Annotated in this window: 13 protein-coding genes; 1 reads left to right on the plus strand and 12 read right to left on the minus strand. The window is 72.1% G+C overall.

What is annotated here, in order from left to right:
- Positions 1 to 45: 45 nt before the first annotated feature.
- From secG to uvrA, 9 genes are all read right to left on the minus strand, one after another.
- Positions 46 to 294 (minus strand): preprotein translocase subunit SecG, encoded by a 249-nt coding sequence (secG, locus tag C1N80_RS11285; protein WP_137770849.1) that lies wholly within the window; start codon positions 292 to 294, stop codon positions 46 to 48.
- 138 nt (positions 295 to 432) lie between these two features.
- On the minus strand, positions 433 to 1,209 hold the full coding sequence (tpiA, locus tag C1N80_RS11290; protein ID WP_137770850.1) for a triose-phosphate isomerase: 777 nt from the start codon (positions 1,207 to 1,209) through the stop codon (positions 433 to 435).
- Positions 1,206 to 2,408 (minus strand): phosphoglycerate kinase, encoded by a 1,203-nt coding sequence (gene pgk, locus C1N80_RS11295; RefSeq protein WP_137770851.1) that lies wholly within the window; start codon positions 2,406 to 2,408, stop codon positions 1,206 to 1,208. The genes tpiA and pgk overlap by 4 nt, the downstream gene beginning before the upstream one ends.
- Before the next feature lie 105 nt (positions 2,409 to 2,513).
- Positions 2,514 to 3,518 carry a type I glyceraldehyde-3-phosphate dehydrogenase gene (gap, locus tag C1N80_RS11300; protein WP_137770852.1) on the minus strand — a complete coding sequence of 335 codons (1,005 nt, stop codon included), beginning with the start codon at positions 3,516 to 3,518 and terminating at the stop codon, positions 2,514 to 2,516.
- Between the two features lie 260 nt (positions 3,519 to 3,778).
- Positions 3,779 to 4,777, minus strand: coding sequence for a DNA-binding protein WhiA (gene whiA / locus C1N80_RS11305; protein WP_137770853.1), 999 nt, complete (start codon positions 4,775 to 4,777; stop codon positions 3,779 to 3,781).
- Positions 4,761 to 5,858, minus strand: coding sequence for a gluconeogenesis factor YvcK family protein (gene yvcK, locus C1N80_RS11310; protein WP_137770854.1), 1,098 nt, complete (start codon positions 5,856 to 5,858; stop codon positions 4,761 to 4,763). Before yvcK ends, whiA begins: the two co-directional genes overlap by 17 nt.
- Positions 5,855 to 6,697, minus strand: a complete 843-nt coding sequence (rapZ, locus tag C1N80_RS11315) for an RNase adapter RapZ (RefSeq protein WP_240811307.1) — start codon at positions 6,695 to 6,697, stop codon at positions 5,855 to 5,857. The genes yvcK and rapZ overlap by 4 nt, the downstream gene beginning before the upstream one ends.
- A gap of 85 nt (positions 6,698 to 6,782) precedes the next feature.
- Positions 6,783 to 8,789 carry an excinuclease ABC subunit UvrC gene (gene uvrC / locus C1N80_RS11320; protein ID WP_137770856.1) on the minus strand — a complete coding sequence of 669 codons (2,007 nt, stop codon included), beginning with the start codon at positions 8,787 to 8,789 and terminating at the stop codon, positions 6,783 to 6,785.
- A gap of 5 nt (positions 8,790 to 8,794) precedes the next feature.
- On the minus strand, positions 8,795 to 11,653 hold the full coding sequence (gene uvrA / locus C1N80_RS11325; protein WP_137770857.1) for an excinuclease ABC subunit UvrA: 2,859 nt from the start codon (positions 11,651 to 11,653) through the stop codon (positions 8,795 to 8,797).
- A gap of 85 nt (positions 11,654 to 11,738) precedes the next feature.
- Here uvrA and C1N80_RS11330 point away from each other — a divergent pair, with 85 nt between their 5' ends.
- A complete protein-coding gene (locus C1N80_RS11330) occupies positions 11,739 to 12,467 on the plus strand; it encodes an MBL fold metallo-hydrolase (protein WP_137770858.1) in 729 nt (242 codons plus the stop codon).
- A gap of 18 nt (positions 12,468 to 12,485) precedes the next feature.
- Here the strand turns inward: C1N80_RS11330 and C1N80_RS11335 are convergent, their stop codons facing one another.
- The 3 genes from C1N80_RS11335 to coaE all read right to left on the minus strand — a co-directional run bounded on the left by C1N80_RS11335 (position 12,486) and on the right by coaE (position 16,009).
- A complete protein-coding gene (locus tag C1N80_RS11335; protein ID WP_137770859.1) occupies positions 12,486 to 13,010 on the minus strand; it encodes a hypothetical protein in 525 nt (174 codons plus the stop codon).
- Between the two features lie 143 nt (positions 13,011 to 13,153).
- Positions 13,154 to 15,259, minus strand: a complete 2,106-nt coding sequence (gene uvrB / locus C1N80_RS11340; RefSeq protein ID WP_137770860.1) for an excinuclease ABC subunit UvrB — start codon at positions 15,257 to 15,259, stop codon at positions 13,154 to 13,156.
- Between the two features lie 96 nt (positions 15,260 to 15,355).
- Positions 15,356 to 16,009, minus strand: a complete 654-nt coding sequence (coaE, locus tag C1N80_RS11345) for a dephospho-CoA kinase (RefSeq protein ID WP_137770861.1) — start codon at positions 16,007 to 16,009, stop codon at positions 15,356 to 15,358.
- Positions 16,010 to 16,102: the final 93 nt, after the last annotated feature.

Here is a 16,102-nt window from a genome sequence, read left to right on the forward strand (position 1 = left end):
TACGGCGACGCATGCGGCGGGTGGTGCCGGGCGCCGGCAGCCGGGTCAGAGCATGCGCTCGAGGATGCCGAGGCCCACGCAGCACGCGCCCCAGAGGATCGCCACGGTCACCGTGAGGCGGTTGAGGTTGCGCTCCGCGACGCCCGAGGCGCTCGCGGAGGAGGAGACGCCGCCGCCGAACATGTCGGAGAGACCGCCGCCGCGCCCCTTGTGCAGGAGGACGAGCAGCACCAGGAGCAGGCTCGTCACGGCGAGCAGCACCAGGAGGATGGTCTTGATGAGGCTGAGATCCACGAGGGAGTGCACCTTCCACAGGGGTCGGACGTACCGGTCAAGGATACGGCACGGTGCGCGGACGGGCCGGACCCCGCGGGGTCCGGCCCGTCACAGCGTCGAGGTCGCCGGGGCGCCGGCGACCGAAGGAACGATCGCTCAGGCGTCCTGGAACCGGACGATCTTCGCGAACTCGTCCGCCTTGAGCGAGGCGCCGCCCACGAGGGCGCCGTCCACATCCGGGCGCTGCATGAGCTCGGCGACGTTCGAGGACTTCACCGAGCCGCCGTAGAGGACGCGCACGGCGTCCGCCGCGGTGTCGCCGTGGACGGTGCGGACCCACTCGCGGATCGCGGCGCAGACCTCCTGCGCGTCGTCCGGGGTGGCGACCTCGCCGGTGCCGATGGCCCACACGGGCTCGTAGGCGATGACGGTCCTCGCGACCTGCTCGGCGTCGAGGCCCTCGAGGCCGCCCTCGACCTGTGCGAGGGAGAACTCGACCTGCTTGCCGGCCTTGCGCTCGTCGAGCGCCTCGCCCACGCACAGGATCGGCGTGAGGCCCGCCGCGAAGGCGGCCTTCACCTTGGCGTTCGTGACCTGCTCGGTCTCGCCGTGGTACTGGCGGCGCTCCGAGTGGCCGACGGCGACGTAGGTCGCGCCGAGGGCGGTCAGCATCGCACCGGAGATCTCGCCGGTGTAGGCGCCGGACTCGTGCTCGGAGATGTCCTGGGCGCCGTAGCCGATCGGGAGCTTCCCGGCGTCCACGGCGGTCTGCACGGTGCGCAGGTCCACCGCGGGCGGCAGCACGACGGCCTCGACGGCCGAGGTGTCCAGGCCCTTGAGCGCGTCGCCCAGGTCCTCGACGAGGGCGAGGCCCTGCTTCCAGTCGAGGTTCATCTTCCAGTTGCCCGCCATGAGCGGGGTGCGGGTGGTCATGCCTTGCCCTCCTCGAGGATCGCGATGCCCGGCAGCTCCTTGCCCTCGATGAGCTCGAGGCTCGCACCGCCGCCGGTGGAGATGTGCGAGAAACGGTCCTCGGCCACGCCGAGGGTGCGCACGGCCGCGGCGGAGTCGCCGCCGCCGACCACGGTGTACCCCGGGGCCGAGGCGAGGGACTCCGCGACCGCCGCGGTGCCCTTCGCGAAGGACGGGAACTCGAAGACGCCCATGGGGCCGTTCCAGAACACGGTGGCGGCGTCCGCCATCTTGTCCCCGAACAGCTTCGCGGTCTCCGGGCCGATGTCCATGCCCTCCTCGTCCGCGGGGATCGAGTCCGCGGCGACGACCGTCGGCGTGGCGTCCGCGGAGAACTCGGGGGCCACGACGGTGTCCACCGGGAGGACCAGCTCGACGCCGTTCGCGGCCGCGCGATCGAGGTACTCCTTGACCACCTCGACCTTCGACTCGTCCAGCAGCGACTTGCCGACCTCGAGGCCCTGGGCCTTCTGGAAGGTGTAGGCCATGCCGCCGCCGATGAGGATGCGGTCGGCCTTGCCCAGCAGGTTGTCGATCACGCCGAGCTTGTCGGCGATCTTCGCGCCGCCGAGGACGACCACGAAGGGTCGCTCGGGCTCGTCGGTCACCTTCCGCAGCGCCTCGACCTCGCGGAGCACGAGCTCGCCGGCCGCGGCCGGGAGCAGCGTCGCGAGCTCGTAGACGGAGGCCTGCTTGCGGTGGACCACGCCGAACCCGTCGGAGACGAAGGCGTCGCCGAGGGCCGCGAGCTTCTCCGCGAAGGCGAGGCGCTCGGCGTCGTCCTTCGCGGTCTCGCCCGCGTTGAAGCGCAGGTTCTCGAGGACGGCCACGCGGCCCTCCTCGAGCGCGCCGACGGTCGCGGTGGCCGCGTCGCCCACGGTGTCCTCGGCGAAGGCGACCTCCTGGCCGAGCAGCTCGCCCAGGCGGGAGACGACCGGTCGCAGGGAGTACTTCTCCTCCGGCGCGCCCTTGGGGCGGCCGAGGTGGGAGACGACGACGACCTTCGCGCCGGCCTCGACGAGGCGCGTGAGGGTCGGCAGCGCCGCACGGATGCGGCCGTCGTCGGTGATGGTGGTGCCGTCCAGCGGCACGTTGAGGTCGGCGCGCACGATGACGCGCTGGCCGCGCAGGTCACCGAGGGAATCGATGGTCTTCAGCACGAGAGCTCCTCGCAGGGTGGGGTGGACAGGGCGGAGCCCGCCCGGACGCCGGGTCGCCGGGGGCGACTCAGCTCCGGACGGGCTCCGTCGATGATCCGGGGAGGATCAGAGGGACTTGCCGACGAGCTGCGAGAGCTCGACGAGGCGGTTGGAGAAGCCCCACTCGTTGTCGTACCAGGTGAAGACCTTGACGAGGTTGCCGTTGACCTTGGTCAGCTGCGCGTCGAAGATCGACGAGTGCGGGTCGCCCTCGATGTCCTTCGAGACGATCGGGTCCTCGGTGTAGCGCAGGATGCCCTTGAGGGGACCCTCGGCGGCCTTCTTGATCGCGGCGTTGATCTCCTCGGCGGTGACCTCGCGGCTCGCCTCGAAGGTCAGGTCGGTGATCGAGCCGGTGGGGACCGGGACGCGCAGGGAGTAGCCGTCCAGCTTGCCCTTGAGCTCCGGCAGCACCAGGGCGACGGCCTTGGCCGCACCGGTGGTGGTGGGGACGATGTTCAGGGCGGCGGCGCGTGCACGGCGCGGGTCCTTGTGGGGACCGTCCTGGAGGACCTGGTCCGAGGTGTACGCGTGGATGGTCGTCATGAGGCCCTTGACGATGCCGAACTCGTCGTTGAGCACCTTCGCCACCGGCGCGAGGCTGTTGGTGGTGCAGGAGGCGTTCGAGACGATGGTGTGCGCGGCGGGGTCGTAGTCGCCCTCGTTCACACCGATGACGAAGGTCGCGTCCTCGTTCTTCGCCGGGGCGGAGATGATGACCTTCTTGGCGCCGGCCTCGAGATGGGCCTTGGCCTTCTCGGCGTCGGTGAAGATGCCGGTGGACTCGATGACGACGTCCGCGCCGATCTCGCCCCAGGGGATGTTCTTCGGGTCGCGCTCGGCGTACGCCTTGAACGTCAGGTCACCGACGGTGATGGAGTCCTCGTCGTGCGAGACGTCGAACGGCAGGACGCCGCCGATGGAGTCGTACTTGATGAGGTTCGCGAGGGTCGCGTTGTCGGTGAGGTCGTTGACGCCGACGATCTGGATGTCGGCCTCCTGCTTGAGAGCAGCGCGCAGGAAGTTGCGCCCGATGCGACCGAATCCGTTGATTCCGACCTTAATGGTCACGGTTCCTCCTCGTTCCGCAGGGTGTCTGCGGGTGTGGACTGATGGCGCGCACCCCGTCGTACGCTCGAGAGGACGCCGGTTGGGCCGACGACCGCGGTGATCCTATCAATGAGGAGGGTCATCCACATCACTGTCCGTCCGAGGAGCGGGACGGCGTGCACACTCTGTGGGACGGACCGGCGCCCGGGCACCCGGCGCGGGACCTCGGTCCCGGGCCGCCCGGCCCGCGGCGGCGCCGCGGGGCGACGGGCTCGGGACGCTCAGCGCTCCTGGTCGGGCGAGGGCGGCAGATGCTCCTCGTCCACGCCGTCCTCGGTGCCCGGGATCCCCAGGTCCTCGGCGCGCTTGTCCGCCATCGCGAGCAGACGGCGGATGCGACCGGCGACGGCGTCCTTCGTCATCGGCGGTTCCGCGAGCCGTCCCAGCTCCTCGAGGCTCGCCTGCCGGTGCTCCAGGCGCAGGTCCCCCGCCGTGCGCAGGTGCTCGGGGACGTCGTCGCCGAGGATCTCGAGCGCGCGCTGGACCCGCTGCCCCGCGGCGACTGCCGCCCGGGCGGAGCGCCGCAGGTTCGCGTCGTCGAAGTTCGCGAGCCGATGCGCCGTCGCCTTCACCTCGCGGCGGGTGCGCCGCTCCTCCCAGACGACGACCGTCTGCTGGGCGCCCATCCGGGCGAGCAGCGCGGAGATCGCGTCGCCGTCGCGCAGCACCACCCGATCAGCGCCCCGCGCCTCCCGCGCCTTCGAGGCCACGCCGAGGCGACGGGCCGCGCCGACCATCGCGAGCGCCACCTCCGGGCCCGGGCAGGACAGCTCGAGCGCGGAGGACCGCCCCGGCTCGGTGAGCGTGCCGCGGGCGAGGAAGGCGCCGCGCCAGGCGGCCTCGGCGTCCACCGCGGCCCCGCCCACGACGGTCGGCGGCATGCCCCGCACGGGACGACCGCCGGCGTCGATGAGACCCGTCTGGCGGGCCAGCTGACCGCCCTCCCGCTCGACGCGGACGATGTAGCGCATCGAGCGTCGGATGCCCGAGGGCTGCAGCACGCCCAGCTCGGCGCGGTGGCCGTACATCTCCGCGATCGTGCGGTGCAGCCGGCGGGCGACCGCTGCGGAGTCCAGCTCCGCCTCGACCACCACCTGACCTCCGACGAGGTGCAGTCCCCCCGCGAAGCGCAGCATCGCGGCGGCCTCCGCCTTGCGGGCCGAGGGCCGGGTCACCTCCAGGTGGCTCAGCTCCTCCTTGGCGTCAGCGGTCAGCGCCATGGGCGTGCTCCTCGGGATCGGTGGGACCGGTGTGATCGGACGGTCCGTCGACGTCGCCGTAGACGTCGGCGAAGACGTCACGGTACGCAGCGGCGAGCCGGACGGGATCGTGCTGCGGGGTGCCGTCGCCGGTGGAGACCTGCCGCAGCAGCGTGCGGATGCCCCGGGACTCGGCGACGGAGGCCAGCTCGAGGGCGTCCTCGAGCGCGGTCGGGTCCGCGACGAGGGCGTCGAACCGGAGGCCCGGCGCATGATGGAGCAGGACGTCGAGCATGTCGAGGCTCGACATGCCCTCCGATTCCTGCTGCCCCACGGAGAGGTTGGTGGTCACGCAGAGCCGGGCGGAGGTGGAGCGCAGCGCCTCGGCGATCTCGGGGATCATGAGGTGCGGCAGCACCGAGGTGTACCAGGAGCCGGGCCCCACGATCACCCAGTGGGCCCGCTCGATGGCCTCGACGACGTCCGCGGGGACGCGGGGGCGCGGCGGGTCCAGCCGCACCTGCTCCACGCGCCCCTCCGCGGTCGCGACCTGCCACTGCCCGCGGATCGTGCGCAGCTCGCCGCCCGCCTCACGGACGTCCGCCTCGATGTGGAGCGGGTCCAGGGCCATCGGGAGCACCCGGCCGCGCGCGCCGAGGAGCTCCCCCATCTGGTCGAGCCCCTCGATGGGGTCCTCGAGGATCTGCCACAGGGCGACGATCAGCAGGTTGCCGAGCGCATGGCCGTCGAGGTCGCCGCTCGTCGAGAAGCGGTGCTGGATGACCTCGCCCCAGATCGATCCCCACTCGGAGTCCTCGCACAGCGCCGCGAGGGCCATGCGGAGGTCGCCGGGCGGCAGCACGGGCATCTCCGTGCGCAGACGACCCGAGGAGCCGCCGTTGTCCGCGACGGTGACGATCGCGGTGATGTCGTCGGCGAGCAGGCGCAGGGCCCGCAGGTTCGCCGCGAGGCCGTGCCCGCCGCCGAGGGCGACCACACGCAGCGGCTCGCCCTCCCCGCGACGGCGCCGGGCCGCGCGCGCGGAGGCGGCACGCGAGGAGACGGTGGGGCGCCGGCCCCCGGAGCGGTGCGCGATGCTCATTCGCGCCCCAGGTCCCGGTGCCGGATCCGCACCGCGTGGCCGGCACGGCGCAGCTCCTCGCCGATCCGCTCGGCGACGGCCACGGAGCGGTGCTTGCCGCCCGTGCAGCCGATCGCGAGGGTCGTGAAGTGCTTGTTCTCCGAGACGTACCCCCGCAGCGCCGGGGTGATCATCTCGAGGTACTTCTCGACGAACTCGCCCGCGTTGGCGTCACGCAGCACGAAGTCGGAGACCGGCTGGTCGGTGCCGCGCAGGGCGCGCAGCTCGGGCACCCAGTACGGGTTGGGGATGAAGCGCACGTCGCTCACATGGTCCGCCTCGAGCGGGATGCCGTACTTGAAGCCGAAGGACAGCATCGTCACCGTGAGCCGCGTCTCCGCGCTCGTGCCGAAGGCGGAGCGCATCTTCATCGTCAGCTGATGGACGTTCAGCGGCGACGTGTCGATGACCAGGTCCGCCATGCGCCGATAGGCGGCGAGCATCTCCCGCTCCCGGCGGATGCCCTCGAGCACACCTTCCTCCCCCTGCAGGGGGTGGGGTCGGCGCACCGAGTCGAAGCGGCGCACGAGGGTGGCCTCGTCCGCCGTGAGGAACACCAGGCGCAGCCTGTGCTGGGACCGGCGCAGCTCGGCGACGACGTCGGAGAGCTCCGCGAAGAAGGGGCCCGAGCGGGGGTCGACGACCACGGCCACGCGGTAGTCGCGGCCCTCCGCCGAGGCATGCAGCTCCACGAGGCGCGGGATCAGCTGCGGGACGATGTTGTAGACGACGTACCAGCCCATGTCCTCGAGGGCGTGGGCGGCCGTCTCGCGACCGGATCCGGCGAGGCCGGTGATGATGACGACGTCGCCGCGGGACGCGGGTCCCGCGGGCTCGTCGAGGGCGCCGGGCTCGGCGGTGGCGTCATCGGCGCGATCGGCACGATCAGCGGTCACCGGGGGCTCCTTCGGGGTCGGGGCGGGGATCCTGCTCGTTCCCGCCGGGGCCGGGGTCCAGGATCTCGCCGGTGGCCATGTCGATGCTGAGGCCGATGGCCTCGGGTTCAGCGGCGCCGTCGGCCTCCGCCGGCGCGCTCCCCTGATCGGATCGTAGCGCGGCGCTGATCCTGGCGGCGAGCGCGGGCCCGATGCCGTCGACCTCCTCGAGCTGCTCGGGCTCCGCCTCGCGGATCGCGGAGACGGTGACGAAGCGGTCCAGCAGAGCCCGCCGGCGTGCGGCGCCGAGCCCGGCGATCCCGTCGAGGGCGCTCGCCTGCATGGCCCGGCCGCGCTTGGAGCGGTGGTACGTGATCGCGAAGCGGTGCGCCTCGTCGCGGAGCCGCTGCACGAGGAACAGCGCCTCGCTCGTGCGCGGGAGGATCACGGGGTATTCCTCCCCCGGCAGCCAGATCTCCTCGAGGCGCTTCGCGATGCCGGCGAGGGCGACGTCCGTGATGCCGAGATCGTCGAGGGCGCGCTGCGCGGCGGCGACCTGGGGCGGCCCGCCGTCCACGAGCAGCAGCGAGGGCGGGTAGGCGAAGCGCCGGGGAGCGCCCTGCTCGTCCACCGCCGGCTCGGGCGGGTCGAGATGGTGCTTCATGCGGCGCAGGATGACGTCGTACATCGACGCGGTGTCGTCCCGGGCGGCGGCGCCGTGGACGGAGTAGCGGCGGTACTCGCTCTTGCGGGGCAGGCCGTCCTCGAAGACGACCTGCGAGCCCACCACGTTGGTGCCCTGCGAGTGGGAGATGTCGTAGCACTCGATGCGCAGCGGCGGCTCGGCGAGGTCGAGCGCCTCGCCGAGGTCCTCGAGCGCCTTGGTGCGGGAGGTGAGGTCCCCGGTGCGGCGCATCCGGTGCAGGCGCAGCGCCTCCTCGGCGTTCTTCGTGACCGTCGCGAGCAGGTCCTTCTTCTCCCCGCGGCGCGGGACCCGCAGGTCCACGCCGGGGCCGAGCATGCCGCGCACCTGCTCCACGTCCCGCGGGAGCACGGGGACGAGCACCTCGCGGGGCGCGGAGCCCTCCGCGTAGAGCGTCGTGAGCGCGCGCTCGATGAGGTCCTCGGGTTCGGACTCGTCGAGGATCTCCGCGGTCCATCCGCGCTGGCCGCGGATCCGCCCCCCGCGCACGTGGAACACCTGGACGGAGGCCTCGAGCTCGTCCTGGACGAGACCCAGGAGGTCCGCGTCGGTCGCGTCGGAGAGGACCACGGAGTTCTTCTCCATGACCTTGTTCAGCGCCTGCAGGTCGTCGCGCAGGGACGCGGCGGTCTCGTAGTCCATCGCGGCGGCGGCCTCCCGCATGCGCCGCTCGATGTCCTTCGTGTAGGCGGCGGTGTTGCCGGCCATGAAGTCGCAGAAGCGCGCGGCGAGCCGGCGATGGTCCTCCTCCGAGATGTCACCCACGCAGGGCGCCGAGCACTTGCCGATGAATCCGAGCAGGCAGGGCCGGCCAGAGCGCTCGGCGCGGCGGTAGACGCCGGCGCTGCAGGAGCGCACGGGGAACACCCGCAGCATGAGGTCGAGCGTCTCGCGGATCGCCCCCACCTGCGGGTAGGGCCCGAAGGTCCGGTCGCCCTTCGCGCGCGGGCGCCGCGTGATGTGCACCCGGGGGACCTTCTCCCCCATCGTCACGGCGAGGAAGGGGTAGGACTTGTCGTCGCGGAACTTGACGTTGAACCGCGGGTCGTACTCCTTGATCCAGGTGTACTCGAGGGTGAGCGCCTCGACCTCCGTGCCGACGACGGTCCACTCGACCCGCGCGGCCGTCGTGACCATCCGCCGGGTGCGCTCGTGGAGCACCGAGAGGTCCTGGAAGTAGTTGGACAGGCGCTGGCGGAGGTTCTTCGCCTTGCCCACGTAGATCACGCGCTCGTCCGCGTCGCGGAAGCGGTAGACCCCCGGCGAGGTGGGGATGGTCCCCGCCGGGGGACGGTAGGTCGAGGGGTCCGCCACGCGGATCAGCCCCGTCCCGCGCGGCCCGCCCCGAGCATCGGGGCGAGGAAGTGCCCGGTCCAGGAGCCCTCGACCTTCGCGACCTGCTCGGGAGTGCCGGTCGCGACGATCCGGCCGCCGCCCGATCCGCCCTCGGGACCCAGGTCGATGATGTGGTCGGCGCTCTTGATGACGTCGAGGTTGTGCTCGATGACGATGACGGTGTTGCCCTTGTCCACGAGCCCGTTCAGCACCTCGAGCAGCTTGCGCACGTCCTCGAAGTGGAGGCCCGTCGTGGGCTCGTCGAGCACGTAGATCGAGCGGCCGTTGGAGCGCTTGTGCAGCTCCGAGGACAGCTTCACGCGCTGCGCCTCGCCGCCGGAGAGGGTCGTCGCGCTCTGGCCGAGACGCACGTAGCCGAGGCCCACGTCCACGAGGGTCTGCATCTGGCGGCGGATCGCGGGCACCGCGTCGAAGAACTCGAGCGCCTCGGCGATCGACATCTCGAGCACCTCGGCGACGTTCTTGTCCTTGAAGTGCACCTCGAGGGTCTCGCGGTTGTAGCGCTTGCCGTGGCAGACCTCGCACTGGACGTAGACATCCGGCAGGAAGTTCATCTCGATCTTCAGCGTGCCGTCGCCCGAGCAGGCCTCGCAGCGGCCGCCCTTGACGTTGAAGGAGAAGCGCCCGGCCGTGTAGCCGCGCACCTTCGCCTCGGCGGTCTGCGCGAAGAGGGTGCGCACCCGGTCCCAGACGCCCGTGTAGGTCGCGGGGTTCGAGCGGGGCGTGCGGCCGATCGGCGACTGGTCCACGTGCACGACCTTGTCGAGGTGCTCGAGGCCCGTGACGCGCTTGTGCTTGCCGGGCACCACGCGGGCGCGGTTGAGCTCCTTGGCGAGCACCGAGTAGAGGATGTCGTTGACGAGGGAGGACTTCCCCGAGCCGGAGACGCCCGTGACGGCCGTGAGCACGCCGAGCGGGAAGGAGACGTCCTCGCCGCGCAGGTTGTTCGCCGCGGGGGCGACGACCTTCAGCATGCGTCCCTTGTCCACCCGGCGTCGGCTCTCCGGGAGCGGGATCTCGAGATCCCCGGAGAGGTAGCGCCCGGTGAGGCTGCGCGCGTTGCTGCGCAGGTCCTCGACGGTGCCGGAGTGGACGACCTCGCCGCCGTGCTCGCCCGCGAGCGGGCCGATGTCGACGACCCAGTCGGCCGCGTTGAGGGTGTCCTCGTCGTGCTCGACGACGATGAGGGTGTTGCCGAGGTCGCGCAGCCGCGTCAGGGTGCCGATGAGGCGCTCGTTGTCGCGCTGGTGCAGGCCGATCGAGGGCTCGTCGAGCACGTAGAGCACGCCCACGAGGCCCGAGCCGATCTGCGTGGCGAGGCGGATGCGCTGGGCCTCGCCGCCCGAGAGGGTGCCGGCCGCGCGGGAGAGCGAGAGGTAGTCCAGGCCCACGTCGAGCAGGAAGCCGAGCCGCGAGCGCACCTCGCGGAGGACCTCGTCGGCGATGGCGGCCTCGCGCACGCCCAGCTCGAGGCCCGTCGCGTAGTCGAGGGCCTCGCGGATCGACAGGTCGCAGACCTCGGCGATCGAGCGGCCGCCCACGGTGACCGCGAGCACCTCGGGGCGCAGGCGGGTGCCGTGGCAGGCGGGGCAGGGCACCTCGCGCATGAACTGCTCGTAGCGGTCCTTGGCCCAGTCCGACTCGGTGTCGGAGTGGCGGCGCTCGAGGAAGTGCATGACGCCCTCGAAGCCGGTGGAGTAGGTGCGCTCGCGGCCGAAGCGGTTGCGGTAGCGCACGTGGACCTCGAAGTCCTTGCCGTGCAGGAGCGCCTCGCGGGCCCGCTCGGGGAGCGCGCGCCAGGGCGTGTCCAGGGAGAAGGAGAGCTCCTTGCCGAGCGCCGCCATCATCTCCTGGTGGTGGTCGCTGCTGCCCATGGCCCAGGGGGCGATCGCGCCCTCGGCGAGGGTGAGGTCCTCGTCGGGGATGACGAGCTCGGGGTCCACCTCGAGACGGGAGCCCAGGCCCGTGCACTCGGGGCAGGCGCCGTAGGGGGCGTTGAAGGAGAAGGTGCGCGGCTCGATGTCGTCGATCTCGATCGGGTGCCCGTTGGGGCACGCGCGCTTCTCGGAGAACTTGCGGGTGCGCTGGGGATCGTCCTCGTCGCGGTCCACGAAGTCGGCGAGCAGCAGCCCCTCCGCGAGGCGCAGCGCGGTCTCCACGGAGTCGGTGAGCCGGCGCCGGGCGTCGGGCTTCGCCGAGAGACGGTCCACGATCACCTCGATCGTGTGCTTGTACTTCTTGTCGAGGCTGAGGTCATCGTCGAGACGGCGCACCTCGCCGTCGATCCGGGCGCGGGCGTAGCCCTGCGAGCGGAGCGAGCTGAGGAGATCCGCGTGCTCCCCCTTGCGGCCCTGGACGACGGGCGCCATGAGCTGGAAACGGGTGCCGGGCTCGAGCTCGAGCAGGATGTCCACGATCTGTTCGGCGGAGGTCGAGGAGACCCGCTCCCCGCACTTCGGGCAGTGCTGCACGCCGGTGCGGGAGAACAGCAGGCGCAGGTAGTCGTAGATCTCGGTGATCGTGCCGACGGTCGAGCGGGGGTTGCGGTTCGTGGACTTCTGGTCGATCGACACCGCCGGGGAGAGGCCCTCGATGAGGTCCACGCTCGGCTTGTCCATCTGGCCCAGGAACTGGCGCGCGTAGGCGGAGAGCGACTCCACGTAGCGGCGCTGGCCCTCGGCGAAGATGGTGTCGAAGGCCAGGGAGCTCTTGCCGGAGCCGGACAGGCCGGAGAACACCACGAGCTTGTCGCGGGGGATCTCGATGTCGATGTTCTTGAGGTTGTGCTCGCGTGCACCGCGGACGACGAGGGAATCAGTCACCCGCCCATCCTACGAGCGCACCCCCGACTTCGAACAACTGTTCGTCGAGAGGATCACCAGCGTCGACATGCGCGACACTGGTCCCATGACCACCCGCAGCGAGAACAACGACCCCTCGACCCCTCTCCCCCGCGGCGCCGATGCGGTCCATGGGCTGGGCACGCTCACCCTGCGCACCGCCTCCGTGGGCCCGATGGACAACAACGCCTACCTGCTCACCTGCACGGCGACCGGGGAGCAGCTCCTGATCGACGCCGCGGCCGAGCCGGAGCGGCTGCGGGCGCTGATCGCCGAGGGCGCCGGCGCGGCCGACGGCGACGCGGCGGGCGGCGCGTGGCCACGGCTCGACCAGGTGGTCACCACGCACCGTCATCACGATCACATCGGGGCGCTCGCGGAGGTCGTCGGCGCGACCGGCGCCCGCACGGCCGCCGGGGCGGAGGACGCCGACGCGATCCGGGAGCAGACGGGCACAACGATCGACGTGCAGCTCGCGCACGGCGACCGCGTGCGGGTCGGGGAGGCGGAGCTCGAGGTGATCGCGCTGCGCGGGCACACCCCGGGCTCGATCGCGCTGCTCTGGCGCGGCGGCGTGCACGGCGACCACCTGTTCACGGGCGATTCCCTGTTCCCGGGCGGCGTCGGCAACACCGATCACGACCCGGTGCGCTTCGGGCAGCTCATCGACGACGTCGAGCAGCGGGTCTTCGCCGTGCTCCCCGACGCCACGCGGGTGCACCCCGGGCACGGGGACGGCACCACGCTGGGCGTGGAGCGTCCCTCGCTGCCGCAGTGGCGCGAGCGCGGCTGGTGAGCTGACCCCCGGCGGCGCTCAGGCGCCCCCGGCGCGGCCCGGCTCGTCGGCTCCGTCGGCGTCCTCGAACCGGTCCTCGAGCAGGGTCAGCCCTGTCATGAGGACGCCCGAGAGCACGCCGATGATCAGCCGGGGAGCGGGGGCCCCGCGGCGCCGCAGCGTCTCCTCGACCCAGCGGTCCGCGCGGATCCCCGCGGCGCTCGCCGCGCCGACGAGCCCGCCGAACGCGAGCGGCATGAGCACCACCATCGCCAGCGGCGGGCGGGTCCACGCCTCGAGCTCCTCGGCAGCCCCCGTCGCGGGGTCTGCCTCCGCCTCGACCGGTCGGCCGTCGGCGACCACATCGGTGTCGGCCGGGCCGGTCTCCGCGGGGCCCCGCAGCAGCGCCCGCGCCATCACCCCGGCCGTCAGCACGGCCGGACCCCAGACCATCGCCGCGCGGAGGGGGCGCGGCGCGCGATGCAGGGGAAGGGTACCGAGGGCGGCCGAGGCCACGGCCTGGACCGCGAGATCACGGGGTCGGGAGCGGCGGTTCCGGGTCATGAGTGGTCCTTCCGGGTCAGGGGCCCGGACGGTCGGAGCGCGGACCGGGCCGGTCCCCCACGACGCTAGGCGGGGCCCCTCCCCCACGGCCCCCGACCATGGTCGGCGTCCGGGCGCCCCAGGTCGTCGGCGTCCGCCGGGGCTCAGGAGGAGCGCTGGATCGCCTTGAGCTCCTTCTTCATCCCCTGCACCTCGTCGCGGAGCTTCGCCGCCACCTCGAACTGCAGCGACTCCGCCGCCTGGTGCATCTGGGCGGTGAGCTCGTCGATCATCGCCGTCAGCGCGCCGACGGGATCGTCACCGAGGTCGACCGTGCGAGCCGTGACCGCATCGACCGCCTGCGACCTCGCGCGGTCGCGCTGCACGCGCTCCTTGCCGGAGCGGTAGTCGGTCGCGAGCAGGGTCTCGGTGTCGATGTCCTCGCGGGCGAGCATGTCGGTGACGTCGGCGATCCGCTTGCGCAGCGGGGTCGGGTCGATCCCGTGCTCCTCGTTGTAGGCGATCTGCTTCGCCCGGCGGCGGTTGGTCTCGTCGATCGCCTCCTCCATGGAGTCGGTGATCCTGTCCGCGTACATGTGCACCTGGCCGGAGACGTTGCGGGCCGCACGGCCGATCGTCTGGATGAGCGAGGTGCGCGAGCGGAGGAAGCCCTCCTTGTCCGCGTCGAGGATCGCGACGAGCGAGACCTCCGGCAGGTCCAGTCCCTCGCGGAGCAGGTTGATGCCCACGAGCACGTCGAACTCGCCCGTGCGCAGCGAGCGCAGCAGCTCCACGCGGCGCAGGGTGTCGACGTCGGAGTGCAGGTACTGGACCTTCACGCCGTTCTCGAGCAGGTAGTCGGTGAGGTCCTCCGCCATCCGCTTGGTGAGGGTCGTGACGAGCACCCGCTCGTCCTTCTCGACCCGCTCGTGGATCTGCTCGAGGAGGTCGTCGATCTGCCCCTTGACCGGCTTGACGATCACCTCGGGGTCCACGAGGCCCGTGGGGCGGATGATCTGCTCGACGACGCCGTCGGACCGGTCGAGCTCGTACTGGGCGGGCGTCGCCGAGAGGTAGACCGTCTGCCCGGTGCGCTCGGTGAACTCCCCGAAGGTGAGCGGCCGGTTGTCGAGCGCGGAGGGCAGACGGAACCCGAAGTCCACCAGGGTGCGCTTGCGGGAGCGGTCTCCCTCGTACATCGCGCCGATCTGCGGGACCGTCACGTGCGACTCGTCGATGACGAGCAGGAAGTCCTCCGGGAAGTAGTCCATGAGGGTGTTCGGCGGGGTGCCGGGACCGCGCCCGTCGAGGTGCCGGGAGTAGTTCTCCACGCCGTTGGTGGAGCCCGTCTGTCGCAGCATCTCGAGGTCGTGGCTCGTGCGCATGCGCAGCCGCTGGGCCTCGAGCAGCTTGTTCTGCCCCTCGAGCTCCTCGAGCCGCTCCTCGAGCTCGGTCTCGATCGTGCCGATCGCGCGGGCGAGGCGCTCCGGGCCGGCGACGTAGTGGGAGGCGGGGAAGATGTGGATGTGGTCCTCCTCGCGGATGACCTCCCCGGTCATCGGGTGCAGCGTGTAGAGCGCGTCGATCTCGTCCCCGAAGAACTCGATGCGGATCGCGAGCTCCTCGTACATCGGGATGATCTCGACGGTGTCGCCGCGCACGCGGAAGGTGCCGCGCTCGAAGGCGACGTCGTTGCGGTCGTACTGCATGTCCACGAAGCGGCGCAGCAGCTCGTCGCGGTCCACCTGGTCACCGCGGCTCAGCTGCACCATCCGGTCCACGTACTCCTGCGGCGTGCCCAGGCCGTAGATGCAGGAGACGGAGGAGACCACGACCACGTCGCGGCGCGTGAGCAGCGAGTTGGTCGCGCTGTGCCGGAGCCGCTCGACCTCCGCGTTCACCGAGGAGTCCTTCTCGATGTAGGTGTCCGACTGCGGGACGTACGCCTCCGGCTGGTAGTAGTCGTAGTACGAGACGAAGTACTCGACCGCGTTGTTCGGCAGCAGGTCGCGGAACTCGCTCGCGAGCTGCGCGGCGAGGGTCTTGTTGTGCGCCATCACCAGGGTGGGCCGCTGGAGCTTCTCGATCAGCCAGGCGGTCGTCGCTGACTTGCCGGTGCCGGTCGCGCCGAGCAGCACGACGTCCTGCTCGCCGCTCTCGATGCGGCGCGCGAGCTCGTCGATCGCGGCCGGCTGGTCGCCGGAGGGCGTGTACTCGGAGACGACCTCGAAGGGATGCTCGGAACGGACGAGATCGGTGACGGGACGCATGGGTCGAGCCTACGTCGCGGGGCCGACGCACGGCAGGCCGCAGGCCGGTGTTCCGCCGCCGGCGGACGCCCGTCCCGCGCCCGGTGCGGGCGCGGCTCAGCTCGGGAGCTGCAGGCCGAGCTCCGCGAGCACCGTCGCGAGGGCGTGCAGCGCCCGCCCTCGCAGCACCTGCTCGTCCCCCGTGTTCAGCACCAGACGGTCCGCCCGGCGGATCCGCTCGAGGTCGCTCACCTGCGCCGCCATGACCGACTCGGCGTAGGCGCGGTCCCGACCACGGTCCCTGACCACCCGGTCGATGCGGTCGTCACGGCGGGCGAGCACGGCTACCACCGCGGCATAGCGGTCCCCCGCGTCGTGACGCTTCTCGAGCAGCAGCGGGCTGTCGTGCACGACGACCCCCTCCCCCGCCTCGCGCGCCTGCTCCTCCTCCGCGGCGACGGCCTCGTCGACGCGGCCCAGCACGATCGCCTCGAGGTCCGCGCGGGCGTCGGGGTCGGCGAAGACGAGGCGGGCGAGCGCCGCACGGTCCACGGTCCCGGAGTCCTGCCGGTACTCCTCGCCGAAGCGGGCGATCGCCTCCTCGACCCCGGCGCCGGGCACGTCGAGCACCGCCCGGGAGTGCGCGTCGAGGTCGATCACGCGCAGGCCCCGCTCCCGCCAGATCGCGGCGACGGTGGACTTCCCGGCGCCGATGCCGCCCGTGAGCCCGAGACGGACGGGGGACCCCTCGCGGGTGGCGGTGCGCTCCATGGCCCCGATGCTACGGGGCGCGTCCCCCGCCGTCCCACCGGCGGAGTGGTGCCCGGCACCTCTCACCGACGACCACGGGCGCGCCCGCCCCCC

The sequence above is a fragment of the Brachybacterium sp. SGAir0954 genome (genome assembly GCF_005490785.1).
Lineage (GTDB): Bacteria > Actinomycetota > Actinomycetes > Actinomycetales > Dermabacteraceae > Brachybacterium > Brachybacterium rhamnosum.